We start from the raw sequence: 23087 nt of genomic DNA, 5'->3' as shown, positions 1-23087 counted from the left end.
TCATGCCCTTGCCCGAAGAATCCTCTGGTGTCCCGGCTCCGGTACTGGACCGGCTCGGCGCGGCCGGTTACCGGGCCATGATCGCCGGCGTCCGGCTCGGGGTGTTCACCGCGCTGGAAGCCGGCCCGCTGTCCGTGGGGGAGCTGGCCACCACGATCGGCGGTGACCCGGCCGGGGTGCGCAGCCTGGTGAACGTCCTGGTGACCTTCGGCTACCTGCGGCACGACGAGGACGGGGTCACGACCGTCGCGAAGCCCGGCCCGGTGGACGCCGAACTGTTCTGGCACGAGGTCCTGTTCGAGCACTGGGCCGACATCGAGGAGACCATCCGTACCGGCACGCCCCGCCGCGGCTTCTACAGCTGGCTGGAGCGCCCCGCCTCCGGGGCCCGCCTGCGCCGGATGCTCGCCGGCGCCGCCGTGGAGCTGGCCGACGACATCGCCGCCGCGCTGCCTCCCGCGGCGACCGTCCTGGACATCGGGGGTGGCCACGGCGACCACGCCGTCGAACTGTGCCGCCGTCGCCCGGACGTGCGGGTCACCGTCTTCGACCGGCCCGAGACGATCACGGCCCTCCGCGAGGACGCCCCGCCGGACCGGGTGACGGCGCGGGCGGGCGACTACCTCACCGACGACCTGGGTTCCGGGCACGACCTGGTGCTGCTGTTCAACGTCCTGCACGGCCACCGCCCCGAGGAATGCCGCGAACTGTTCCGGCGCGCGGCCAAATCGTTGTCCCCCACTGGAAGCATCGCCATCCTCGACCACGACCGGGAACCACCGGCCGAACTGGGCCCGGCCGCGGGCGGGTACCTCGCCATGTTCGACCTGACCCTGTGGCAGGGCCACGCCGGCGGCGTACACCGCTACACCGACCTCGCGGCATGGTTGGGCGAGGCCGGGCTCACCGAGACGCGGGTCGTGCGGCTCACCGCGTCCCCGCTGGAGAAGCTGCTGATCGCCGGCCGGCCGTCGTGACGGCCGACCCGTACCCGGGCTACGCCTGGTTGCGCGAGCACGAACCGGTCTGCCCCGTCGGCGGCCCGCACGTACCGGGCCGCATGTGGCTGGTCACCCGGTACGACGACGTCCGCGCCTGCCTGGCGGATCGCCGCCTGGGCAGCCGCGCCCCGGTCAACCCCGACCCGCACCCGCCCGGTCTGTCCAATCTGGACGATCCCGGACACACCAGGCTGCGCCGGCTCGTCGCCGCGGCGTTCACCCCCGCCGCCGTGTCCCGCCTGCGCGATCGCACCGCCCGGACCTGCGCGCACGCCGTGGAGTCGTTCGCCGGGCGGGGGCGCGCGGACCTCGTCGCCGAGTACACCCGGGAGGTCCCGGTCGCCGTGATGCACGACCTGCTCGGCGTCCCGGAAGCCGAGCGTGCGCCCGCCGCCGACGTGCTGGACATGTGGTACCGCGCGAAGTTCCAGCAGCCGCGCGACGAGGTGAGGCTGGCCGAGTTGCTGGGTTACGTCCGGAAGCTGGTGGCCTACAAACGATCGCACCCGGGGGACGACCTGCCGACGCGGTTGATCGAGTCGGGCGCACTGACCGGGGACGAGCTGGAGGTGATGGTCATGACGTTGATCGGCGCCGGACACATCACCACGATCCAGTTCCTCGGGACCACCATCCTCCGCCTGCTCGGCCACCCCGGCCGGCGAGCCGCCCTGCTCGGTGGAGACATCGACTGGTCCCGGGCGATCAACGAGCTGCTGCGCCTGGACTCGCCGTCGCACGTGGCGGAGTACCGGTACGCGGGCGAGGACATGACGATCGCTGACACCCGCGTGGCGGAGGGCGACGTGGTGCTGCTGTCGCTGGCGGCGGCGAACCGCGACCCGAACCGGTTCCCCGACCCCGGCGCCCTGGACCTCACCCGTGACGCCCGCCCGCACCTGGCGTTCGGCCACGGCGCGCACACCTGCCTGGGCAGCCATCTGGTGAAGCTGGAGACGGAGATCGCGATCACCACGTTGTTCGGCCGCCTGCCGGACCTGACCCTGGACATCCCGAGCGGCGAGGTCGCATGGGGCTACGCCCCGACGTTCCGCGGCCCCCAGGCCCTCCCGGTCACCTTCACCCCCTCCGCGAGCCGACCACCCCGTCCCAGCTGAGACGCCCTTCTTCAGCGAGGAAGAGCGCGCGCCGCACGGACCGGCGTACATCCGTGCGGGCGCCGCGGCCCCGGTGCTCAGCCTCCTTCGAGTTCCCGGCGCACGGTGGCGGCGACGCGGGTCAGCGCGGTTTCGAGGTGGCGGCGCTGGGCGGCGCTGAGCGGATCGAACACGAGTCGCTTCACCTGCGCGACGTGTTCCGGTGCGCTCTCGACGAGCTTCTGCTGTCCGGCGTCGGTCAGGGATGCGAGGGTGTATCGGCCGTCGCCGGGGTCGGTTCGGCGGGCGACCCAGTCGCGGGCCTCGAACCGGTCCATCACCTTCGACAGCCGGGGCTGGGTGCTGTCGCAGAGCCGGGCCAGTTCGCTGAGCCGCAGCGTGGCCTCGTCGGCCATGGAGAGCTGGGCCAGGACGCCGTACTCGAAGTTGGAGATACCGGCGTCTCGCTGCAGCTGACGGTCGAGGGCCGCCGGGAGGGCGATGACGACCGTGAGGAGCGCCTGCCAGAGGTCCTGCTGGTCGTCGTCGAGCCAGGGTGACTGTGTGTCCATGCGCCTCATCATACTTGCCCAGGCAACTTCCATCACTTGCCTGGGCAAGCCTTCGTGGGCTACTTTCTGACTTGCCCAGGCAAGTGAAAGTATTTTCCTGGGCAAGTTAAGGGGTTGATTTTCGATGGCGGCCGCGCGAGCAGCCCGGCCGACGTCCCGGTCGTGCGACCGCCGGACGCCGAGTGCCCCGAAACGCTGCACCGTCCCGCCCGACCGCCCCATCCGTGGGCGGCGGCGTCAGCACTCCCTGGAGGAAAGTGCCATGAAGGCCATACGTTTCCACGAGTTCGGCAGCAGCGAGGTCCTGCGTCACGAGGACGTCGAGCGTCCGGTCCCCGGCGCCGGTCAGGTGCTGGTGCGGGTGGCGGCCACGTCGTTCAACCCGGTCGACGACCACATCCGCGCCGGCTTTCTGGCCGAGATGATCCCGATCGCTTTCCCGTACGTTCCGGGGCTCGACCTGGCGGGCACCGTGGCCGAACTCGGTGCGGACGTGACCGGCCCGGAGGTCGGCGACCGCGTCGTGGCGATGCTGCCCCTCGACTCCGCCGGTGGCGCCGCCGAGTACGTGCTCGTCCGGGCCGAGTCGCTCGCCCCGGCGCCCCGGACGACCGAGCTGGTCGACGCCGCGGCGCTGCCGCTGACCGGCCTGGCGGCCTGGCAGACGCTGTTCGAGCTCGCCGAGCTGAAGTCCGGTCAGACCGTGCTGGTCAATGGAGCAGGGGGCGCGGTCGGCAGTCTCGTGGTGCAGCTCGCCGTCGACGCGGGGGCGCACGTGACGGCGGTTGACGCACCACGGCACGCCGACCGCCTTCGGGGCTACGGCGCCGACCGGGTCGCCGGCCCCCTCGACCTCGCCGCGGGCCCGCGCGCCGTGGGCGGCCCGTTCCAGGTCGTGGTGAACCACGTTCGTGTCTCGCCGGAGGAGCTGGCCCGGTTGACGAGCTACGTCGCCGACGGCGGGGTCTCCGCCAGTACGGCCGGTCCGGTCCCGGAAGACCCCGCCCGGGGCGTGCGCAGCGCGAGCCTGTGGGTCCGCAGCGACGGAGCCCAGCTGACCGAGCTGGTCGCCAAGGTGGATGCCGGCAAGCTCCGGGTCCACGTCGCCGCCCACCGCCCGGTGGCCGAACTGGCCGCCGTACACGAGGACGCCGGCGCCGGGCGCCTGCCCGGCAAGACGGTCGTACTCGCTCCCTGACCGCACCCGAGCGGGCCGCACGCTGTCCACTGTTCGGCGCGGGCAGCCGGGCCGAGCGCGTCGCGAGCTTCTCGGCCCGGCAGCCGACCGTGGACGTCGAGGTGCTCGGCGCCCTCGGCCGTCGGCGCCGCACACGCCGGACGTTCCGCCCGTTGCTCCGGCGGGTCCCTCGACGTGCGGGACCGGACGGCGGGCGCTCCTCCTGGGGCGCCCGCCGCGGGACGCTGCGGAGGGGGTCCGAACCCGTTGTCACTGGGGCCGCCTAGAGTCTCTCCCACTCGTCACGGTGCGTTGCCGTCGACGGGTCTCATCAGCGTGCCACCGGTTCGGCGGCCGTTCGGAAACAGGGGAGAACAGCGCATGGGGTGGGTGTCGGCAGGCGACTACGAAGTCGCTCTGGAGGCGGGCAAGGTGGTCTGCCGCAACGGGAAGGGGCGGCGGCTGAAGTCCGTTCCGGCCAAGTTGAAGGACGATCCGGCGGTCGTGGGTCTCCGGCAGTTGACCGAGTGGATGGAGCGGCACGAACGCCGGTGCCTGACCGACGTCGAGCAGTGGATGGTGCGCTCGCTGCCCGTTCCCACAGCAGTGCTCGCCAGGGTCTGGCCCGACCCGGCGTGGCAGGCGGCCCTGCGGGACGTGGTGGTCACCGGCGCGGACGGCGGGGTCGCCGGGTTCCTGCGCGACGTCGATCCCGAGCGCGGTCTCGGCCTCGTCGACCTGGACGGCGACACGGTCCGCATCACCCCCGACGTGGTCAGCGTGCCCCACCCCGTGCTCCTCGACGACCTCGACGAACTGCGGGAGTTCGCGGTCGAGCTGGGAGTGCGCCAGAACGTGGAGCAGCTGTTCCGTGAGGTGTGGCGGCGCCCGCCGGGCCTCGCCCCGGAGACCACCTCCGTGGATACGTACGCCGGCGGCGTGTTCAAGGAACTGCGCTTCCTGCACGGCCGCGTCACTCAGCTCGGGTACCGGTCACGCGGAGGATACGCGGTCTGCCCGGTGGTCGAGGACGGTGTCACCGCGGAGGCGCGCATCTGGGTCGGCGAACACGACGGATACGACGCGTACGACACCGAGACGGGGCCCCTGGGCTGGACCGACCCCGCGGGGCGCGCGCTGACGGCGGCCGAGATCGGCCCCGTGGCGTGGTCGGAGGGCATGCGGATGGCGGCGGCGCTCTACGCCGGGCGCGACGTCGAGGACGAGGAGCGGGCGGCATGAGCATCACGACGACGAACACGGACGCGAACACGACGGCAGCGGACGAGGCGTCCCTTCCCGGCCAGGCCCGGGGCGAGAGCGCCGCCGGCCCCGCCGCCCGGGCCCGCGCGACAGCACTGCTCGACGCGGGCGCGATCCTCCCGGCCGGCACGACCGACCGGGACGACGCCGACGCGCTGACCGCTCGCACCTACACGCACACCGCCCTCGGCGACCGCCCCGTGGTCCGCCTCGTGCCCGGCACACTCGGCGAAGCGGAGGACCTGGCCCTGGAGTTCCTCGGGCTGGCCCGGACCGCAGAGGCCCCGGTCGTGGGCCAGGTGCGCCGCGAGACCCTGGGCTTCCCGGCCTGGGCGCTGGTCAACGACCCGGCCAACGGGCACCACGCCCTGGCCCTGGTCAAGGACATCGAGCGGCTGGGCCGGCAGGCCAGGAGCCGTGCCGGAGCGGCCAAAGAGGGCTTCGACGCACTCGGTACCCGGCTCGGCCGGGCGGTGCCCCACTTCCTCCCCACCTACTACGAGCAGGTGGCACGCCTCTTCATCCAGGCCGAGAACACCAGCTACGCGGCCTCCTTCTTCGGCAAGGCCCGCGAGGCCGAGCGGGTGCACGGGCTCGTCGTGGACGAGGAGCGGCAGCGCGCTGTCTTCCTGGAGTTCGCCCTCGTCGGCGCGCTGACCGTCAAGGCGCTCCGGCAGTACGTACGGGACTTGGTGGCCCGGCTCGCACCGGCGGACGCCTGGGCCCAGTTCCGTCGTCTGCTGGTCGAGCGCTGTGCGGCCGGCATGCCGCCGTACGCGGCGCTGCCGCAGGACGTGCGCGCGCTGGTCAAGGCCGCCGGGCTGGACCGCGAGGCCGCCGAACGCGAGCTGGTGGCCGATCTGATCGGCTCGCCGGGAGTCGTCCGCGCACCCGCCTCGTTCTGGGAGACCTACCGCTCCTCACTCATCGAACTCGCCCGACGGGACGCGGCCGTGAAGGCCCGGCTCCTGGGCTTCTTCCCGGAGACCTTCGGCGAGAGCGGCCGGGACGCGCACGGCCGACCGGGCTGGCTCGCCCTGCTGGCCGAGTCCGGCGCCGATGAGCTGCTGACCGCCCTCCCGGACCCCTCCGGCGCCCCCATGTCCGACTCCGCCACCCTCTCCGGCCTCTCCACCCCGTCCGTCTCCCCGGCGGACTGGCTCGCCCGCTGGGAGGCACACCGCGGGCGCGGCCGAGTCACCTCGGGCCGCTGCCCGGGGACCCTCGATCTGGCCGCCCGGATGGCGGACCGGCTGCGCGCGGACGGGCACCCCGTCGAACTGTTCCAGGGCCGCTGGCAGCGCACCGCCGACCTGGACCTCCTCGACCTCTGCCTGGCCGCCGGCATCCCCGTCGCCGAGCCGGACGACCAGGACGCGGGGACCGCGCGGTCCCTCGGATTCCCGATCGGCCCGTGGCTCACCGACACCACGCCCGGCGCGCGTGATCTCACCGCCGTCGCCGAAAGCCCCTTCTTCCGCGCCCTGCTGAGCCGGAACGTCGGGAACCTGGGCGACGGACACCGCCAGCGCCTGAGCGACGCCGGCCTGGCGAAGGTCGCGGCGCACCCGGTGCTCTCCGTCATCCTGCGGGAGTGGCTGACCGCCCGCGCCGAGGAGTACACGGCCGCGCGAGGACTCCCCGGGCTGCGCACCGCCCTCAACAGGCTCTCGTCGTTCCGTTCCGTGGTCGAGGACGTCGCCCCGGAAGCCGTACGACTCGTCGAAAGCCACGACGTCGTGCCGCTGCTCGCCGCCACCCTGCGCACCGGCGTCCTCGACGAACTGGGCTGGCCCGCGCTCGACGAGACCTACGCCGAACTGGCCGCCGAGGCCGCGGCCGCCGGGCGCCGGCAACACAACCGGCGGGAGACCGCCGGCGTCACCGGCGCCTGGCCAGCACTGATCCTGAACACCCTCGAACGGGCCGTCGTCGTCGGCCCGGAAGGCGTCCTGCTGCGGCACACCCTGCGGCTGCCCGCCACCATCGACCACTGGCGGACGATCGCCCTGCGTTACGTCGACGGGGAGTTGCTGGTCATCTGGTGGGAGGACGGCAAGCAGCGCGGCTACTGGTCGCACCGCCCCGACGAGGTCTTCACCGTCGGCGGCGAGCAACTCCCCCGCTGGGGCGGCTCCGGCCCCTCGGACGAGGTCTGCCTGCCGCTGCCCGGCGGCGGCCGCGCCACGGGCGGCAAGGCCCTCCACGCGGGCGACACCTCCCTCCCGCCCCAGCGCGCCGTCATCTCCGACGGCACCGGCCACTGGCGCGAGGGCCACCAGGGCACCCAGCGGGTGTGGCTGGAGTACGACCCGGCCGGCGGCACGCACGGTCGCGCCTCCCTCCCCGCCTTCCTCCGCTCCGGGGTGCGCGACGGCGCCCGGCTGCTCGCCGAGCACTGCCAGGTGCTGCCGCTCCAGCCCGGCCTGGAGACCACCCCGTTCGGCACGGACGGCACGGTCCTCGGCCGCTGGGTCCGCCGCACGGTCACCGAGACCGGCACGGCCGCCCCGACCGACGGGCACCGGATCATCGCCGGCACCCCCGACGGCCACACGGTCAGCCTGCCGCACCCGCTGCCCGGCGGCGGCTCCCCGGTGCCGCTCGGCGCCCTCGTACTGCCCGGCGGTTCACGGCTGGTAGCGGCCCTGAACCACCGCTCCGTGGAGGCGCACCCGGCGGACACCGACGGCACCGGCGGCAGGCTGTGGTCCGTCACCACCGACTCCTCCGGCGGGAACGACGCGGCAGGCACCCCCTATGTGCCTCCCGTCTCCTACTGGCACGCCCTGCGCCCGAGGGACGAGCGGGGCTCCCTGGCCCTGCGGAACCTGACGGACGCCCGGGCGCAGGAACTGTTCAACATGGTCGCCGCCGCGGTCGCCCGGCACCTGGAGGCGTTCCGGGCCGTCGATGAGTACACCGGCCCCTCCTCGCGGGAGCTGACCGAGGAGGCCGCCGCCCGGGTGCTGCCCGAGGTGTCCGACGCCCGGCTCCTCACCGGCGTCACCGCGCTCGTCCGGAACGCGGTGGACCAGGCTGTCTCCGCCGCCCGGTATGTGGAACCGCCCGAGCCCGTGGAGCCGACCACGCCCCGCGACACCGCGCGCACCAAGGGCATGTTCTTCGACCACGAGCCCGAGCACGGCGACGACGCGACGCTGCGGGACGCCTCCGCCTGGGGCTCCGAGCGGATGCACGGCAGCTGGTGGGGAGGCGGGCACCGGTGGACCGTGATCCGCCAGATCCTCGCCGTCAACCATGTTCTCGGCGGCGGGCCGGCGTTCGGCCCGCCCACCCCGTCGAAGGTCCCGTTCACCCCTGTGGACGGCTGGCAGCGGGACGAGTACACCGTGCCCGGAGACTCCCTCACCTGGCTCTCCCTCCTCGACAAGCTGCCCGAACTGGCCTACCGGGCCGCCTCGGAGACCACCTCCGCCGAGCACCGCTCCGGGCTCCTCGTGCTGCTGGAAGCCCTCGCCGCGGGCCCGCTGGCCGACCCGGCGGGCACGGTCCGGCAGGTGGAGCTCGTCGAACCGCTCGGCGGAGCGACGCCCGGGCGGGGGCGCCCCGAGGCCGTGCACCGCCTCGGCCAGGTGCTGCGCAAGGGCGCCCGCACGGTCGTGGTCCTCCGCGACCGCGGCCGGAACTCCCGGGAAGACGCGGCCTGCTGGCTCGCCCTGGACCACGACCCGACCGGCGCCTTCGGTCCCGTCCCCGGCTTCACCCTGGACCGCGAGCGCGTTCACCGGCAGGGCATCGCCCGCGACCGGCTCACCCGGCTCACCGCCCTGGTACGGGAGCGGGGCCCGGCGCCCTGGCGCCCGGAGGCCGCCGAGGCGTTCCACACCGCCACCGGAATCGGACCCCTCCAGTCCGCCACGCTGCTGTCGGCGGCCGTCCAGGAGCCCGGCGCCGAGGCGCTCGCGCTGCTCGGCGCGAAGACACGTGCCTTCGAGGAAGCCGGGGCACGGCTGGACGCCCTGCCGCGCGACGACCGGCACGCCCTGCTCCGGGCGCTGCTGCCCCAGGACCCGGCCGAGCTGTGGTCCACCGGCCCCGACGTCAGGGCCGCCGCCGAGGTCTGGCAGGAGCGCCTGGCCTCCCTCGTCCGCGTCCCGGAGGAGCTGGACCTCGACCTCTCGGGCACCACCCCGGGCGACGTCGACCTGGTCCTCAACGCGGCCTCCCGGACCTGGCTCGCCCACGGCACCACCGTCCAGGACGGCACCGGGCGCCCGGGCCCGCGCGTGACGGGCGCACGCGGTACGGTCTCCTCCGCCCTGACCGCCCTGCACACCCTCGCCTACACGCTGCCGTACGGGCACCCTTTGCGGGCGCACCTGCCCGTCGGGCTCGCGGCCCTGCGCGGCCGCCTCGCCGACCCGGACCTGGTGCTGGACCTCGGTCTGCACTGGACCGAGTCGGGAGGCCCGATCGGCGCCACGGTCCGCGCCGCCCACGGGCTCCCCGAGTCCGGCGGCGCCGACGCCGACGGACTGGTCCGGGCCGGCGCTGCGCTGCTCCTCGCCCCCGGTTACGGCGACAACGAGAAGCTGCTGATTCGCCCCGCCGGCCTGGCAGGCCCCGACGACCCGGCGTTCGGCCTGGTCGAGGGCACCGTCGCCAGACACGGCACCGGCGATCTCCTCGCCCTGCGCGCGCTGCTGGGCGAGGCGACCGACGCGCTTGCCTCGGTGGGCGTCCCCGACGGCTCCCCGCACCACCCGGCCCAGGACCCGACGCGTGCGGTGCCGGAGCTGGTGGCCGAGGCCGCGGACGCCCTCGACCTGAGCGCGGACACCGCCGCCCTCTATCTGATGCTGCTCGCCCTGCCCGACCCCACGGACCGCAACTGCGTCCGCTGGACCGAGTGGAAGCCCGCACGGATCAAGAAGGCCCGGGCGGAACTCGCCGCCACCGACCTCGTCGTGGAGGCGAAGCGCTCCCGCGCCGGCCGCACCCTGTTCCTCCCCTGCGGCTGGCTGGAACGCGGCGCCCCCGGACTGCCGCTGGAGACCTGGAAGGAACGCCTGTACCCGGTGGCAGGGTCCACCCGGACCCTGCCCCACCTCCCCGTGCCCGCGCTGTACGCGGCCGCCTGGACACGGGTCCGCGACGGTGACGCACCCGCCTTCGAAGAACTGGACACCCGCGCAACCAGGAAGGGCCGCCGTCGATGACGAACAACACCACGACCACCACGACCACGACCACCTCGGAAGGCGCCACCACCGACGGCACCACCAAGGGCGGGAACCCGGGCCAGACGGAGGCGCCCGGCCGGGAGCACCGCCAGATCACGCTCCCCGAGGACCGGTACGCCACCGAGCTGGCCTTCCTCGCCGCCCACGACCCCGGCCCCCGGCCACCCGGCTGGCTGCTCACCCCGCGCGCCGTCGTCACCTTCGTGACGGGCAGCGCGGGCGAGCCACTGGGCCTGCCGAAGGGCGCCGCCCCCGGTGCCGGGGTGCCGCGCCGCCTGGTGATCGAGCAGAAGTTCGTCGGCGAACGCGCCCTGGTCGAACGGTGCGTGGTCACCCTCGCCGGGGAGCGAGGGCTCCTCCTCGTGGGCGAACCCGGCACCGCCAAGTCCATGCTCTCCGAACTGCTGTCGGCAGCCGTCTGCGGGACCAGCGCACTCACCGTGCAAGGGACCGCGGGCACCACCGAGGATCAGCTCAAGTACGGCTGGAACTACGCGCTGCTGCTCGCCCAGGGCCCCACCGAGCAGGCCCTGGTGCCCTCCCCGGTGCTCACCGCCATGACCCGGGGGGCCGTCGCCCGCGTCGAGGAGGTCACCCGTTGCCTGCCGGAGGTCCAGGACGCTCTCGTCTCGCTGCTCTCCGAGCGGCGGATCGCGGTCCCGGAACTCGCGGGAAGCGAGGGTGCCCAGGTGCACGCGGCCCCCGGGTTCACGCTCATCGCCACCGCCAACCTGCGGGACAAGGGCGTCTCGGAGATGTCCGCCGCGCTGAAGCGTCGCTTCAACTTCGAGACCGTGGGCCCCATCGGGGACGTGGACGCCGAGACCGCGCTCGTACGGCGCCAGTCGCGGGCAGCCGTCGAACGCGTGGGCGCCGCCTACCAGGTGGACGACGCGGTCCTCGAAGCCCTGGTCACCGCCTTCCGGGACCTGCGCGACGGCCGCTCCGTGGAGGGCTGGGAGGTGGAGCGCCCCTCCACGGTGATGAGCACGGCGGAGGCGGTGTCCGTCGCGGGCTCCCTCGGCCTGGCCGCCGCCTACTTCCCCGGCGACCGGGATGTGCTCTCCCTCCTGCCCGGCCATCTGCTCGGCGTCGTCCGCAAGGACGATCCCGCCGACGCGGCACGGCTGCTGGGGTACTGGGACGGCCCGGTGCGCAGACGCGCCGAGCAGGGGTCGGCCACCTGGCGTGCCCTGTGGGACCTGCGCGCGGTGCTGGAGAACTGACGGATGAGCGAGTCGACCATCCCCGGGGCGCGGTCCACCTCGGAGGCCGCGGTGGCGGCCCTCGCGGCGACCGGCCCGGGGCAGCCGTTCCTGATCGGGGTGCGCCACCACGCGCCCTCGCTGGCGGCCGCCCTCCCGGCGCTGCTGGACGCGGCGGCCCCCGACGTTCTCCTCGTCGAACTTCCCGCCGAGTTCCAACCGTGGCTGGGCTGGCTCGCCCACGAGGAGACCGAGGCGCCGGTCGCGCTGGCCGCCGTGCCCGCGGACGGGCCCGGCGGCGGCCCGGCAGGCGAACGGGGGCCGGCCTTCTACCCGTTCGCCGACTTCTCGCCGGAGCTGGTCGCCCTGCGCTGGGCGGCGAGAAACGGGGTCCCGGCCGTGGCCTGCGATCTGCCGCTGGCCGACCGGGCGTGGGCCGGGGGCGGCCCCGACAGCCCCGCCCCGGTCCCCGGCGCCGACTCCGCACCGGCACCGGAGGAGGGGCGCGGGCTGTCCGCCGCGCTCCGGTCCCGGCTCACCGGCCGCGAGGGCGACGACCTGTGGGACCGGCTGGTGGAGGCCCTCGCGCCCGGTTCGACACCCGAGGCGCTCCGCCGCGCCGCCCTGCTCACCGGCTGGGCACTGCGCTACGAGGCCGAAGCGCGGGGCGGTGTGCACGGCACGGACCTGGTGCGCGAGGCGTGCATGCGCCGACATGTCACCGAGGCCCTGGCGAGCGGGCGGCGGCCCGCAGTGGTGGTGGGAGCCTTCCACACCCCGGCGCTGCTGACGTCCGCCGTGGGGGACCGCGCGCCGCACTCGTCGGAAGCGTTGGAAGCGCCGGAAGAACCGGAAGCATCTGCAACGCCTGGACCGGTGGCAGCGCCGGCAGAACCAACAACGCCGGAAGCGGCGGCAGGCACGGAAACGCCGAACCAGGCCGCCGAGCCGGGTGCGGAGGGTGCGGACGGCCACCTGCACGGCACCGCCGGGACGACGACCGGTTGCACGGTCTCCCTGGTCCCGTACACGTACCCACTGCTCGACTCACGCTCCGGCTACCCGGCCGGCATCCGGGACCCGGAGTGGCAGCACACCGTCCTGGACGCCGCCGGGGACCCGGCGGCGCTGCACGAGGCGCTGATCCGCACCGCGGTCCGCGTCTGCGCCGCCCTCCGCGAACAGGGCCACCCCTACGGCCCGGCGGACGGCCGCGAGGTCGTCCGGGTGGCCGGTGACCTGGCCCGCCTGCGCGGCCTGCCCGCCCCCGGCCGCGGTGAACTCCTCGAAGCCGTACAGACGGTGCTCGGGCGCGGAGAGACCTACGGCACGGGCCGCGCCGTCGCCGGAGCCCTCGAACGCGTACTGGTCGGAGCCCGCACCGGACGCCCCGCGCCCGCCGCGCCGCGCAGCGGACTGGGCCCCGCCGTCGAGGCCGAGACCGCGGCGCTCGCGCTTCCCGGGCCGGAGGACGCACACGAGAAGACACCGCGCGACCTCCGGCTGGACCCGGCGCGCTCCACCCTGGACCGACGCCGCGAACTGCTGCTGCGCAGGCTGACGGTGTGCGGCATCCCCTACGCGCAGGAGCAGGGGGTGGCAGGTGCGGCGGGCGGTGAAGGACTGACGACGCGTTGGCAGGTGCGGTGGACCCCGGCGACGGCCGCGATGCTCACGGCTGCCGGGGCCCGCGGCGTCACCCCGGCCCAGGCGGCCGAGGGCGTGCTGCGGCAGCGGCACGCGGCAGAGCGCGCGGAGGGCGGTCCAACGGCCGCCCAGGTCGTCGGCGGCCTCGGGGAGTCCGCCGCGTGCGGACTCCCCGCCCTGGCCGACGAACGGCTGACGGAACTCGCCGCCGTACTCCCCGCGAGCGGGACCCTTCCCGAACTCCTCGCCGGGCTCGACCTGCTGGATCGTGTGGGCGCCGGCCACCTGCCCGGACTTGCCTCGCCCGACGGTTCCACGGCGCCGGACACCAGCGCCCGTGCCGCCCGTACCGCGCACGCGGCCGAACTGCTGACCTCGGCCGCGGTACGCCAGGTCGACGGTCTGACCGGTTCCGAGGACCCCGAGGACGCGCGGGCGCTGCTCGAACTGGCCCAGCGGGCCGACCGGGTGGGCGGCATCCGGCTCACCGGCGCCCTCGCCCGGCTGGCCGCCGACGGCACCCCGTTGATCGCCGCGGCCGCCGGAGCGGTCAGGGTGCTCACGGGCCACGAGGAGGCCGAGTCCTTCGGGGGGCGCGTCGCCTCCTGGGTGGACGGAGCCGTGGGCAGCGCCTCCAGGGTCGCGCTCACCGCCCGCCTCACCGGCGTCCTGACGGTGGCGGGCCCGCTGCTGACTGTCGGCGTCGGCGCCCTGGACCCGTTGCTGCACCGGGTCGTCGAGCTGGACGACACCGCGTTCCTGGCGCGGCTACCGGCCCTGCGCGGTGGCTTCGACACCCTGAGCCCGGCGGCCCGGGACCGGCTGCTGGACACGGTCGAGGAGCGGCTCGGTGAACGGGTGGACACCCTCGACGCGGACGACCCGATCGAGCTGGCCCGCCGGACGACAGCCGACCTCGCGGCCCGCGAACTCCTGACCGGCCTCGGCCTGCCCGTCCCGCCACCCGCGCGGGACGACCGGCTCCCGGTCCCACCGCAGTCCGGCCGCCCCACCACAACGAGCCCCACCACAACGAGCCCCACCACAACGAGTCCCACCGCCACACCCGGCACCGAGCCCACCGCCACACCCGACGCCGAGGCCGCCACGGCGCCCACGCCCACGACCGAGGCCGCCCTCGCCCCCACACCCGACGCCGAGGCCGCCCCCGTACCTCCCACGGGTTCCACGGGTTCCACCGAGGCCGCCCCCGCGCGGACCCTCGCGCCCGCCGACCGCTGGCGGCTCGTGCTCGGCCGGCGCACCGATCAACTGCCGTCCGGCGCCGCCCGCCTGGCGACCGCTCTGGACGAGTTGTACGGCGCGGGGCACGGCGAGGGATCCCGCGGCGGCCTGCCCGGTCACGGCGGCTCCGGACCGCGCGGTGGCCGGGAGCCGTCGTTCCCCGGCGTCCGCGAGTGGTCCGAGGAACTGGCCGCGCTGTTCGGCCCCGGCGTCCGCGAGGAGGTCCTCGCCGCCGCGGCCGTGACAGGGCGGCAGGACGTCCTCGCCGAACTCGACCCGGCGGCCGCCACCCCCTCCGTGGAACTGCTCCGGACGATCCTGCGGTACGCCGGCGGGCTCCCCGAAGCCCGCCTCGCGGCGCTCCGGCCCCTGGTCCGCCACCTGGTCGACGAACTGACCCGGCAGCTCGCCACCCGGCTGCGCCCCGCCCTCACCGGCACGATGTCGGCCAGGCCCACCCGCCGCCCGGGCGGCAGGCTGGACCTGCCGCGCACGCTGCGGGCCAACCTGGCCACCGCCCGCCGCACGGCCGACGGAACGATCCAGGTGATCCCGGAGAATCCCGTGTTCCGCAGCCGTGCCCGCCGGTCCGCCGACTGGCGGCTGATCCTGGTCACCGATGTCTCCGGATCCATGGAGTCCTCCACGATCTGGTCCGCGCTGACCGCCTCGGTGCTCGCCGGGGTGCCGACGTTGAGCACCCATTTCCTGGCCTTCTCCACGGAGGTCGTCGACCTCACCGGCCATGTGCACGATCCCCTCTCCCTCCTGCTGGAGGTGAGCGTGGGCGGGGGCACGCACATCGCCGCCGGGCTGCGGCACGCCCGCAGCCTGATCGAGGTGCCCAGCCGCACCCTCACCGTCGTCATCAGCGACTTCGAGGAGGGCGCGCCCCTCGCCGGACTGCTGGCCGAGGTGCGGGCCCTGGTGACCACCGGCTGCCACGTCCTCGGGTGCGCGAGCCTCGACGACGCCGGCCGGCCCCGTTACTCGACGGGCGTCGCCGGGCAGCTCGTGGCCGCCGGCATGCCCGTGGCGGCCCTCAGCCCACTCGAACTGGCCCGCTGGATAGGGGAGAAGACCGCATGAACGACGACCGGTTGCCACCCGTCGCACCGGAGGTCACGGCCACGCTCGTGGAGGACCTCTCGCCCCGGCTGCGCAAGCGGCTGGACGCGGCGGTCACGAAGATCGACGCCCGCCCGAAGCGCCGCGACGGGGACACGGTGACGATCGAGGTCGACGACGAGACCGAGTTGCGCCTGCACGCCCCGGGCGGCGTGGTGGCGACGACCGACGCCATCACCTGCGGCTGCCTCCTCGCCCCCGCATGCGTCCACCGCGCGGCCGCCGCCTGCGCCGCCCCCGCGGCGGCCCTGCCGCCCGAGCCCGTCGACCGGCCCACCGCGGAGGCCCCCGAACCCGGCTCGGCAGCGGACCCGGCCCGTGCACCCGGCTCCGTGACGGACCCGGCCCCCGCTTCCGCTCCCGACTCCCCGCCCGAGGTGGCGAGCCCGGCCCAGCGCGCCGCCGCAGGCGCCCTGTGGTCGGCGGGCGCCGCCGTGCTGGAGGCCGGCGTCGACGGGGCCGGCGCCGTCACCCAGTCGGCCCTTCTCCGCGCCGCGCACACCGCCCGGCTCCGGCAGCTTCCCCGTGCCGCGGCCGCCGCGCTGTCCGTCGTCACCCTGCTGCGAGCGGCCCGCGCAGGTGACCCGTCCTACCGCACGGCCGACCTCGTCACGGCCCTGGCCGAACTCCTCGGGACCGCGCACCGGGTGGGGACGACGTCCGGGACGGAGCTGGCCGCCGTCCGAGGCCGGGCCCGCCGCCCGTACAGCCCGGACGGCTCGCTGCGCCTGTACGGCCTGTTCACCGAACCCGTCGTCACCGACTCGGGGCACGGCGGCGTCCGCACCTGGGTCGCCGCATCCGACGGCCGCCTCTTCACGGTCGGCGACGTGGCGCCCGGCGGCGTCGGACGCGCCCTGGGCGTGGCCGACCGGGCCGTGCGCCTGGGGGACAGCGCGCTCACCCACCGGGAGCTGGGCCGGGCCGGCCTGGCGGTCTCCGGGGCGACGGTGTCGCCGGACGGCAGACTGGGGGCCGGGAAGGGCGTCAAGGCCGTGACCGCCCGGGGTGCGGCATGGACGGAACCGCCGCTCGCCGCCCTGTGGGAGACGCCGCCGTCCGAACAGGCCGCCCACGCCCTGCGGTCCACCGCCCGCTACGCGGACCCGGAGGGCGGCGGCAGCGACCTGCTCTTCCTGGACGTCGAACTCCTCGGTGCGGTACGGGAGTCGGGCGGCTCCTGCCTGCTCGCGCGGTGCGAGGGCGGCGTTCTCGTCCGGCTCGCCGTCGCCGACGACGACCCCGCGCTGGCCCATCGCGACAACGTGATGCTGCTGGCCGCGGCACCGGGGACGCGGCTGCGGATCATCGGCCGTCTGGTGCCCGCCCCCCACCCCCGGCTCACCCTTCTCGCCTGCTCGCATCCCTCCGGCGAGGGCACGATCGACCTCGGCTTCGACCGTCTGCGCCGGGCCGACCTCCCGGACCCGAACGCCCCCGTGCACCCCGCCCCGCCCCGGCCCGGAGACTCCGGCGCGCATGCGCCGCTGTACCTCCTGGAGCGCCGGGTGGAACAGACGGTCCCGGCGGGCCGTGCAGCCCTCGGCCTGCTCGGCGACGTCACCGCCGAGACCCGCCGGATCCGCCGCGCGGGTCTCCCCACGGCCGCCGGACTCCTCACCGCCCTGTGCGCATCGGCGGCCCAACGCGACCGCGATCTGTTCGGCCGCCTCCTCCCCGCCGACACGGACGGCTTCGCCTCCCACTGGCTGGCCGCCGCCCGCTACACGGCCGCCGTGGCCGAGTCCCTGTGCTCGGCGGCCTGGGAACCGGCGCAGGAGGGCCTTGCCCAGGCGTTGCCCACTCCGACGTCCCCGCTCACGAGGTCCGAACCGGCACACGGCATCATGCAGGCATGATCACCATTCATCTGAAGTACGAGATCGACGCGGACAAGCTCGAGGACTTCGAGGAGTACGGTCGCCGCTGGGTCCGCCTCGTCAACCGTTTCGGCGGAACGCACCACGGCTACTTCCTGCCGAGTGAGGGCGACAGCGACATCGCCTACGCCCTCTTCTCCTTTCCCGGCCTTGCCGCCTACGAGCAGTACCGTACGGACAGCATGTCCGACCCGGAGTGCCAGGAGGCGTTTCGGCTGGCCCGTGACACCCGCTGCATCAAGCGGTACGAACGCCGCTTCCTCCGGCCGCTCGACGACCTCGCCTGACGGCTACCCGCCGTAGTCGTCGTGGTGTCGGACCCAGTCCATGATCCCGGCCTCCTCCTGGCGCCCGAGGGGGGTCAGGTCCAGGTAGTTGAAGGTGCCGTTGAGGAGATCGGTGCCACGCGAGTACGTCGAGTAGGTGTGAAACACCCGGTCGCCCTCGCGGAGGAAGACGCTGAGCCCGTGCTGCTCGCCGCTCAGGGCCCAGGACCCGACTCCGGCCTCCCGCAGCTCTTCCTTCGTGCGGAAGTTGAAGAGAACGGGCGTCACGGATTCATCCATGGTGACGTGGAAATCGTAGTTGAACGACGTGCCGTGGGAGGAAAACCAGGGAAAGGTCCACTCCATGCGTTCACGGAACTTCGTGATCCTCGCGAGAGGCGCGCGCGAGACCGCGGCGAACGATGTCCGGGCCGCGTGCACATGCGCCAAGTGGCCGATGTTGTCGGCGAGGAGCGAGCACCCGGTGCAGCCGGCCTCCCAGTCGGGTGCCAGCATGAAGTGGTAGACGATGAGCTGGCTGCGACCGTCGAACAGGTCGACGAGGCTTGCCGTGCCGTCCGGACCGTCGAAGACGTACGGTTCGGTGACCTCGACCATGGGCAGGGCCCGGCGCTGTGCGCTGAGCGCGTCCCGTTCCCGGTCGAACTGCTTCTCCCGCGCCAGCAGTTCCTTTCGGGCCGCCAACCATTCTTCTCTCGACACAATCGCCGGACGGTTCATTATCGGTCCTCGCTGTCGTCGTGCGTTTCCACCTGTTCCACCTGTCGGAACGTTACGTGAGGAGGCGGACGCTCTGCCTGTCGTACTGCTGGTTCATGGCCTGTACCACTGTCCCGAGCACTTCGGCAGGGTGGCGGAACGCCTGCGGACCGCGGGAATCGAGGTCGTCGTGCCCGAGCTCCACCGAGGCTCGCTGGCCGCCGACACCGCGGCGGTCCAGGCCGCCGTCGACGCATGGGCGGAGCCTCCCGTCGTGCTCGGCCACTCCTACGGCGGGTCGGTGATCACCGGGGTGCGCGGAGCGGGACAGCTGGTCTATCTGGCAGCCTTCGTGCCGGACACCGGCGAAAGCGCGGCCACCCTGGGCGGGGCGTCGCCGCGGCTCCAGGAGGCGATCAATCCCGAGCCCGACGGATCGACCAGCCTGCGTCCCGAGTTGGCCACCGAGGTTCTCTACAACGGCTGCTCCGAACCCCTGGCCGCCTGGGCGGCCGGCCTGCTCCGTCCGCAAGCCCCCGGCTGCGGACGAGGAGTCCCGCTCCACCACAGCTGGAAGGACACGCCCTCCACCTACGTCGTCTGCGGCCAGGACCGGGTCATCGACCCTGTTCTGCAACGGAGGATGGCCGCACGGTGCACGGAGGTACGTGAGTGGCGGACGGGCCACTCCCCGTTCGTGGGGCACCCCGGTCTCCTCGCCGAACTCCTGGAGGAACTCATACGGCGTTAACCGGTCCGTCACGACCCCTTCCTTTCTGTTCGATTCTCTTGGAACATCCTGTTCGCTTCTGTTCCCCCACACTCCAAGAGGCCCCTCACTCATGGCTGATATGAATCGGCGCCGCTTCTTCCGGATAGCCGGTGCGACGGCAGGGTTCGCCGCACTGTCGGGCAGCATCGACCGCGCCGCCGCCATCCCCGCCCACCGGGCCTCCGGGACGCTCCAGGATGTCGAACACATCGTCGTCCTGATGCAGGAGAACCGTTCCTTCGACCACTACTTCGGGGCGTTGAAAGGCGTGCGGGGGTTCGGGGATCCGCGGCCCGTGACGCTGCCGAGCGGCAAGTCCGTCTGGCATCAGGCCGACGCGACGGGCAAGGAGACCCTGCCGTTCCACCCGACCGCCGACGACTTGGGGATGCAGTTCCTCCAGGGCCTCAACCACGACTGGGCGGGCGGCCACCGGGCGTACAACGACGGGCGGTACGACCGCTGGATCCCGGCCAAGACGCCGACGACGATGGCGCATCTGACCCGGGACGACATCCCGTTCCACTACGCGCTCGCCGACCGGTTCACCGTGTGCGACGCCTACCACTGCTCGTTCATCGGGGCCACCGACCCCAACCGCTACTACCTCTGGTCGGGGCACACCGGCAACGACGGCACCGGTGGCGGACCCGTCCTCGGCAACGAGGAGCGCGGCTACGGCTGGACGACGTACCCCGAACGGCTGGAAGAGGCCGGAATCTCCTGGAAGATCTACCAGGACATCGGCGACGGCCTGGACGGACCCGGTGGCTGGGGCTGGATCGACGACGCCTACCGGGGCAACTACGGCGACAACTCGCTGCTCTACTTCGACAGGTACCGCGACGCCCGGCCCGGGAACCCGCTGTACGACAAGGCGCGCACCGGCACGGACGTGGCCGGCGGCGACGGCTACTTCGACGGCATCGCCGCCGACGTCCGGGCCGGAACACTGCCGCAGATCTCCTGGGTCGCCGCCCCGGAGGCCTTCACCGAGCACTCCAACTTCCCCTCCAACTACGGCGCCTGGTACATCGCGCGGCTGCTGGACGCGCTGACGTCCGACCCCGGGGTGTGGAGCCGGACAGCCCTGTTCATCACCTACGACGAGAACGACGGCTTCTTCGACCACGTCGTGCCGCCCTATCCGCCGACCTCCGCCGACCGGGGCCTGTCCACGGCCGACACCTCGACCGAGGTGTACGCGGGCGGCGCCTCGTACGGCCCCGGTGTCTACGGCCTCGGGCCGCGCGTCCCGATGCTGGTCGTCTCGCCCTGGAGCACCGGCGGCTACGTCTGCTCCGAGACCTTCGACCACACCTCGGTGCTGCGGTTCATGGAGCAGCGCTTCGGCGTGCGCGAGCCGAACATCTCACCGTGGCGGCGTGCCGTCTGCGGCGACCTGACCTCCGCCTTCGACTTCGCCCGCACCGGGCCCGCCCCCGGCGACCTGCCGGACACCTCCGCCTACGAGCCCCCGGACCGCGAACGTCACCCCGACTACCGGCCCACCCCGCCCGCCGTCGGAGCACTGCCGCAGCAGGAGCCGGGCAGCCGGCCCGCCCGGCCGCTCCCGTACGCCCCGTACGTCGACGGCGCCGTCGACGCGGGCACCGGGAAGATCGCGCTCACCTTCAGCCCGGGCACGGCGGCCGGCGCGCAGTTCTACGTCACCTCCGGGAACCGGACCGACGCCCCGTGGACGTATACCGCCGAGGCCGGCCGGACGGTGTCGGACGCCTGGAACTCCGCCTACTCCGGCGGTACCCACGACCTCACGGTCCATGGCCCCAACGGTTTCCTCCGTACGTTCAGGAGCCCGGGTTCCACCGTCGGCCCCGAGGTCGCCGCCCGCCACAACGACGGGAGCGGCAACCTCGACCTGACCCTCACCAACCCCGGCGACACCGAGGTCCGCCTCACGCTCTCCAACGCCGACGCCTACGGGGGAGCGGAGCGGTCGGTCACCGTCCGGCCCGGCGCCACCGTGTCGCGCACCATGGACCTGAGGGCGGGAAAGCGCTGGTACGACGTGTCCGTCACGGCCGAGGGCGACCCGGTCTTCCTGCGCCGCTTCGCCGGTCATGTCGAGACGGGGGCCGACGGGGTCAGTGACCCGGCAACGGCCACGGTCTGACGGGACGGACCACCCCACAGCGAAACGGCGGGGCCCGGACCGTATCCGCGTACCCGGTCCGGGCCCCGCCGGTCACACGACGCCGAGCGGGGCCGTTCAGACGGCTCCGCCTCCTCCTCCGGCACCGGACGCGGCCTTGATCCCGCGGGTGATGTCGTCCAGGACGGAAAGCTTCGGCGCGTCCTTGTTGACGTCGAACCCGGACCGGACCACGACGAGCATGTCCTTGGACGTGGGGGAGGGGAACACCAGCGACTCCACGTAGCCGTCGTCGCCCTTCTCCGTCACCACCTTCCAGCGCACGACGTAGCCCTTGCCTCCCGCCACCGTGACGGCCTCGGACTTCAGCTCCTCGTGCGAGGAGATCTTCCCGTAGCTCTTACCGCCGTAGGACTCCTGCGCGTTGAGGACGATGTCCTTCTTGGCCGCCTCCTCGGGCGTCCCCGCGGTGAGCTTCATGGCAGCCGCCGGGGCGGAGAACACCCCACCGCGCACACAGGTCTCGGCGGTGTCGCCGGGACACGCGTGCTCACCCGTCGTCAGCCCGGCGCCGACCGCCCCGGAGGTTCCCTTCCAGCCCTTGGGCACCGGAAGGCTGATCCCCGCGGCCAGGTCCGTGGCGAAGCCCGGCTCGGCCGGCGGGAGCCGGTCGCCGGGTCCCTGACCGTCTCCGTTCTCCCCGCCGTTCCCCCCGTCGCCCTCCTGGCCGTCCTTCTCGCCGCCGTCCGGTGCGCCCGGCGGATCGGGGACGGGGGACGGCGAGGAGGCCACCGTGTCCGGCCTGCCGCCGCTGTCCTCGCCGAGCAGATACACACCGCCCCCGATGGCGGCGAGCACCACCGCGCCCACCGTCACACCGACACCGATGCGGATCCCGCGACGGCGCGCCGCGCCGGGCGACGCGCGGACATGGCCGGTCCACTGCGCTCCGTCCCACCAGCGTTCCTGAGCGGGGCCATTGCCTGAGTGCCCGGGGTCTGGATGCCAGCCGGGCGGGGTCATCTGGGTCACGGGGGCACCCTATGCGGACCGGGTGAGAATCACATGAACTGCCCGCGCCGCCCTCGATCCCGCGGGTCAGGGTTCGATCAGCCCGGCGCGGATCGCGTAGCGGGTGAGCTCCAGGCGGTCGCGCAGACCGAGCTTCTGGAGCAGGTTGGCGCGGTGCCGCTCCACGGTCTTGACACTGATGACGAGCAGGTCGGCGATCTCCTTGGAGGAGTGGCCCTCGGCGACCAGCTTGAGGATCTCCTCCTCGCGCTCCGTGATGGCCCGCGCCGGCAGGTCCTCGCCGTCCCTGGCCCGGTCGAGGAAGTTGCGGATGAGTGCGGTCACCGCGCCCGGGTAGAGGAACGGCTCGTCGCGCATCGCCGCCCGGCAGGCCTCCACCAGGTCCCGGTCCGCGACCGACTTGAGGACGTACCCGGCCGCCCCCGCCTTCAGCGCCTCGAAGAAGTACTGCTCGTTGTCGTACATCGTGAGCATCAGGATCCGCACACCGGGCATGACCCGGGACAGCTCACGCGCCGCCTGGAGGCCGGTCAGGCGGGGCATCGCGATATCCAGGATGACCAGGTCGGGCCGTTCGGCGCGGGCCATATCGATGGCCTCGGCGCCGTCGCCCGCCTCGGCGACGACCGTCAGGTCCGGTTCGCCGTCGAGGATCAGCCGGACGCCGCGGCGCACGAGTGCGTGGTCGTCCGCCAGCAGGATGCGGGTCGGAGCGGTCGCGCCCCTGGAAGGTGTGGCGATGGACGGTGAGGTGGGCAT

The 23087-nt window shown here is 73.9% G+C and carries 15 protein-coding genes; 11 read left to right on the top strand and 4 right to left on the bottom strand.

Annotated features, from left to right (window positions below):
* Positions 1 to 2: 2 nt before the first annotated feature.
* Together AB0F29_RS01540 and AB0F29_RS01535 are read left to right on the top strand one after the other, a co-directional pair.
* Positions 3 to 977 carry a methyltransferase gene (locus AB0F29_RS01540; protein WP_361866618.1) on the top strand — a complete coding sequence of 325 codons (975 nt, stop codon included), beginning with the start codon at positions 3 to 5 and terminating at the stop codon, positions 975 to 977.
* A complete protein-coding gene (locus AB0F29_RS01535; RefSeq protein WP_361866617.1) occupies positions 974 to 2119 on the top strand; it encodes a cytochrome P450 in 1146 nt (381 codons plus the stop codon). The genes AB0F29_RS01540 and AB0F29_RS01535 overlap by 4 nt, the downstream gene beginning before the upstream one ends.
* Before the next feature lie 77 nt (positions 2120 to 2196).
* Here the strand turns inward: AB0F29_RS01535 and AB0F29_RS01530 are convergent, their stop codons facing one another.
* Positions 2197 to 2670 (bottom strand): MarR family transcriptional regulator, encoded by a 474-nt coding sequence (locus AB0F29_RS01530; protein ID WP_361866615.1) that lies wholly within the window; start codon positions 2668 to 2670, stop codon positions 2197 to 2199.
* A 262-nt stretch (positions 2671 to 2932) separates the two neighbouring features.
* Between AB0F29_RS01530 and AB0F29_RS01525 the strand changes: the two genes are divergently transcribed.
* The 7 genes from AB0F29_RS01525 (at position 2933) to AB0F29_RS01495 (ending at position 17709) form a co-directional block, all read left to right on the top strand.
* Positions 2933 to 3868, top strand: coding sequence for an NADP-dependent oxidoreductase (locus AB0F29_RS01525; protein WP_361866614.1), 936 nt, complete (start codon positions 2933 to 2935; stop codon positions 3866 to 3868).
* A gap of 360 nt (positions 3869 to 4228) precedes the next feature.
* On the top strand, positions 4229 to 5089 hold the full coding sequence (locus AB0F29_RS01520; RefSeq protein WP_361866613.1) for a DUF4132 domain-containing protein: 861 nt from the start codon (positions 4229 to 4231) through the stop codon (positions 5087 to 5089).
* Positions 5086 to 10293 carry a hypothetical protein gene (locus tag AB0F29_RS01515; RefSeq protein WP_361866612.1) on the top strand — a complete coding sequence of 1736 codons (5208 nt, stop codon included), beginning with the start codon at positions 5086 to 5088 and terminating at the stop codon, positions 10291 to 10293. Before AB0F29_RS01520 ends, AB0F29_RS01515 begins: the two co-directional genes overlap by 4 nt.
* Entirely contained in the window at positions 10290 to 11543 is a 1254-nt protein-coding gene (locus AB0F29_RS01510; protein WP_361866611.1) for an AAA family ATPase, read from the top strand. Before AB0F29_RS01515 ends, AB0F29_RS01510 begins: the two co-directional genes overlap by 4 nt.
* A gap of 3 nt (positions 11544 to 11546) precedes the next feature.
* Positions 11547 to 15503, top strand: a complete 3957-nt coding sequence (locus AB0F29_RS01505) for a DUF5682 family protein (RefSeq protein WP_361866610.1) — start codon at positions 11547 to 11549, stop codon at positions 15501 to 15503.
* Positions 15500 to 17401 carry a hypothetical protein gene (locus tag AB0F29_RS01500; RefSeq protein ID WP_361866609.1) on the top strand — a complete coding sequence of 634 codons (1902 nt, stop codon included), beginning with the start codon at positions 15500 to 15502 and terminating at the stop codon, positions 17399 to 17401. The genes AB0F29_RS01505 and AB0F29_RS01500 overlap by 4 nt, the downstream gene beginning before the upstream one ends.
* Positions 17398 to 17709 (top strand): NIPSNAP family protein, encoded by a 312-nt coding sequence (locus tag AB0F29_RS01495; protein WP_361866607.1) that lies wholly within the window; start codon positions 17398 to 17400, stop codon positions 17707 to 17709. Before AB0F29_RS01500 ends, AB0F29_RS01495 begins: the two co-directional genes overlap by 4 nt.
* 3 nt (positions 17710 to 17712) lie before the next feature.
* On the opposite strand, the gene AB0F29_RS01490 is transcribed toward AB0F29_RS01495, so the two are convergent.
* On the bottom strand, positions 17713 to 18429 hold the full coding sequence (locus tag AB0F29_RS01490; RefSeq protein WP_361866605.1) for a DUF899 domain-containing protein: 717 nt from the start codon (positions 18427 to 18429) through the stop codon (positions 17713 to 17715).
* A gap of 73 nt (positions 18430 to 18502) precedes the next feature.
* Between AB0F29_RS01490 and AB0F29_RS01485 the strand changes: the two genes are divergently transcribed.
* Positions 18503 to 19159 (top strand): alpha/beta hydrolase, encoded by a 657-nt coding sequence (locus tag AB0F29_RS01485; RefSeq protein WP_361867018.1) that lies wholly within the window; start codon positions 18503 to 18505, stop codon positions 19157 to 19159.
* A gap of 91 nt (positions 19160 to 19250) precedes the next feature.
* Complete coding sequence (locus tag AB0F29_RS01480) at positions 19251 to 21317, top strand: phosphocholine-specific phospholipase C (RefSeq protein WP_361866604.1); 2067 nt, start codon at positions 19251 to 19253, stop codon at positions 21315 to 21317.
* Between the two features lie 96 nt (positions 21318 to 21413).
* Here the strand turns inward: AB0F29_RS01480 and AB0F29_RS01475 are convergent, their stop codons facing one another.
* Together AB0F29_RS01475 and AB0F29_RS01470 are read right to left on the bottom strand one after the other, a co-directional pair.
* On the bottom strand, positions 21414 to 22319 hold the full coding sequence (locus AB0F29_RS01475; RefSeq protein ID WP_361867017.1) for a DUF2510 domain-containing protein: 906 nt from the start codon (positions 22317 to 22319) through the stop codon (positions 21414 to 21416).
* A gap of 75 nt (positions 22320 to 22394) precedes the next feature.
* Entirely contained in the window at positions 22395 to 23087 is a 693-nt protein-coding gene (locus tag AB0F29_RS01470; protein WP_361866603.1) for a response regulator transcription factor, read from the bottom strand.

Origin of the sequence: Streptomyces sp. NPDC026589, from assembly GCF_040638385.1 — a bacterium.
Lineage (GTDB): Bacteria > Actinomycetota > Actinomycetes > Streptomycetales > Streptomycetaceae > Streptomyces.
Note: the sequence above shows the minus strand (reverse complement) of the source record. Positions and strands in the feature narration are given on the sequence as shown.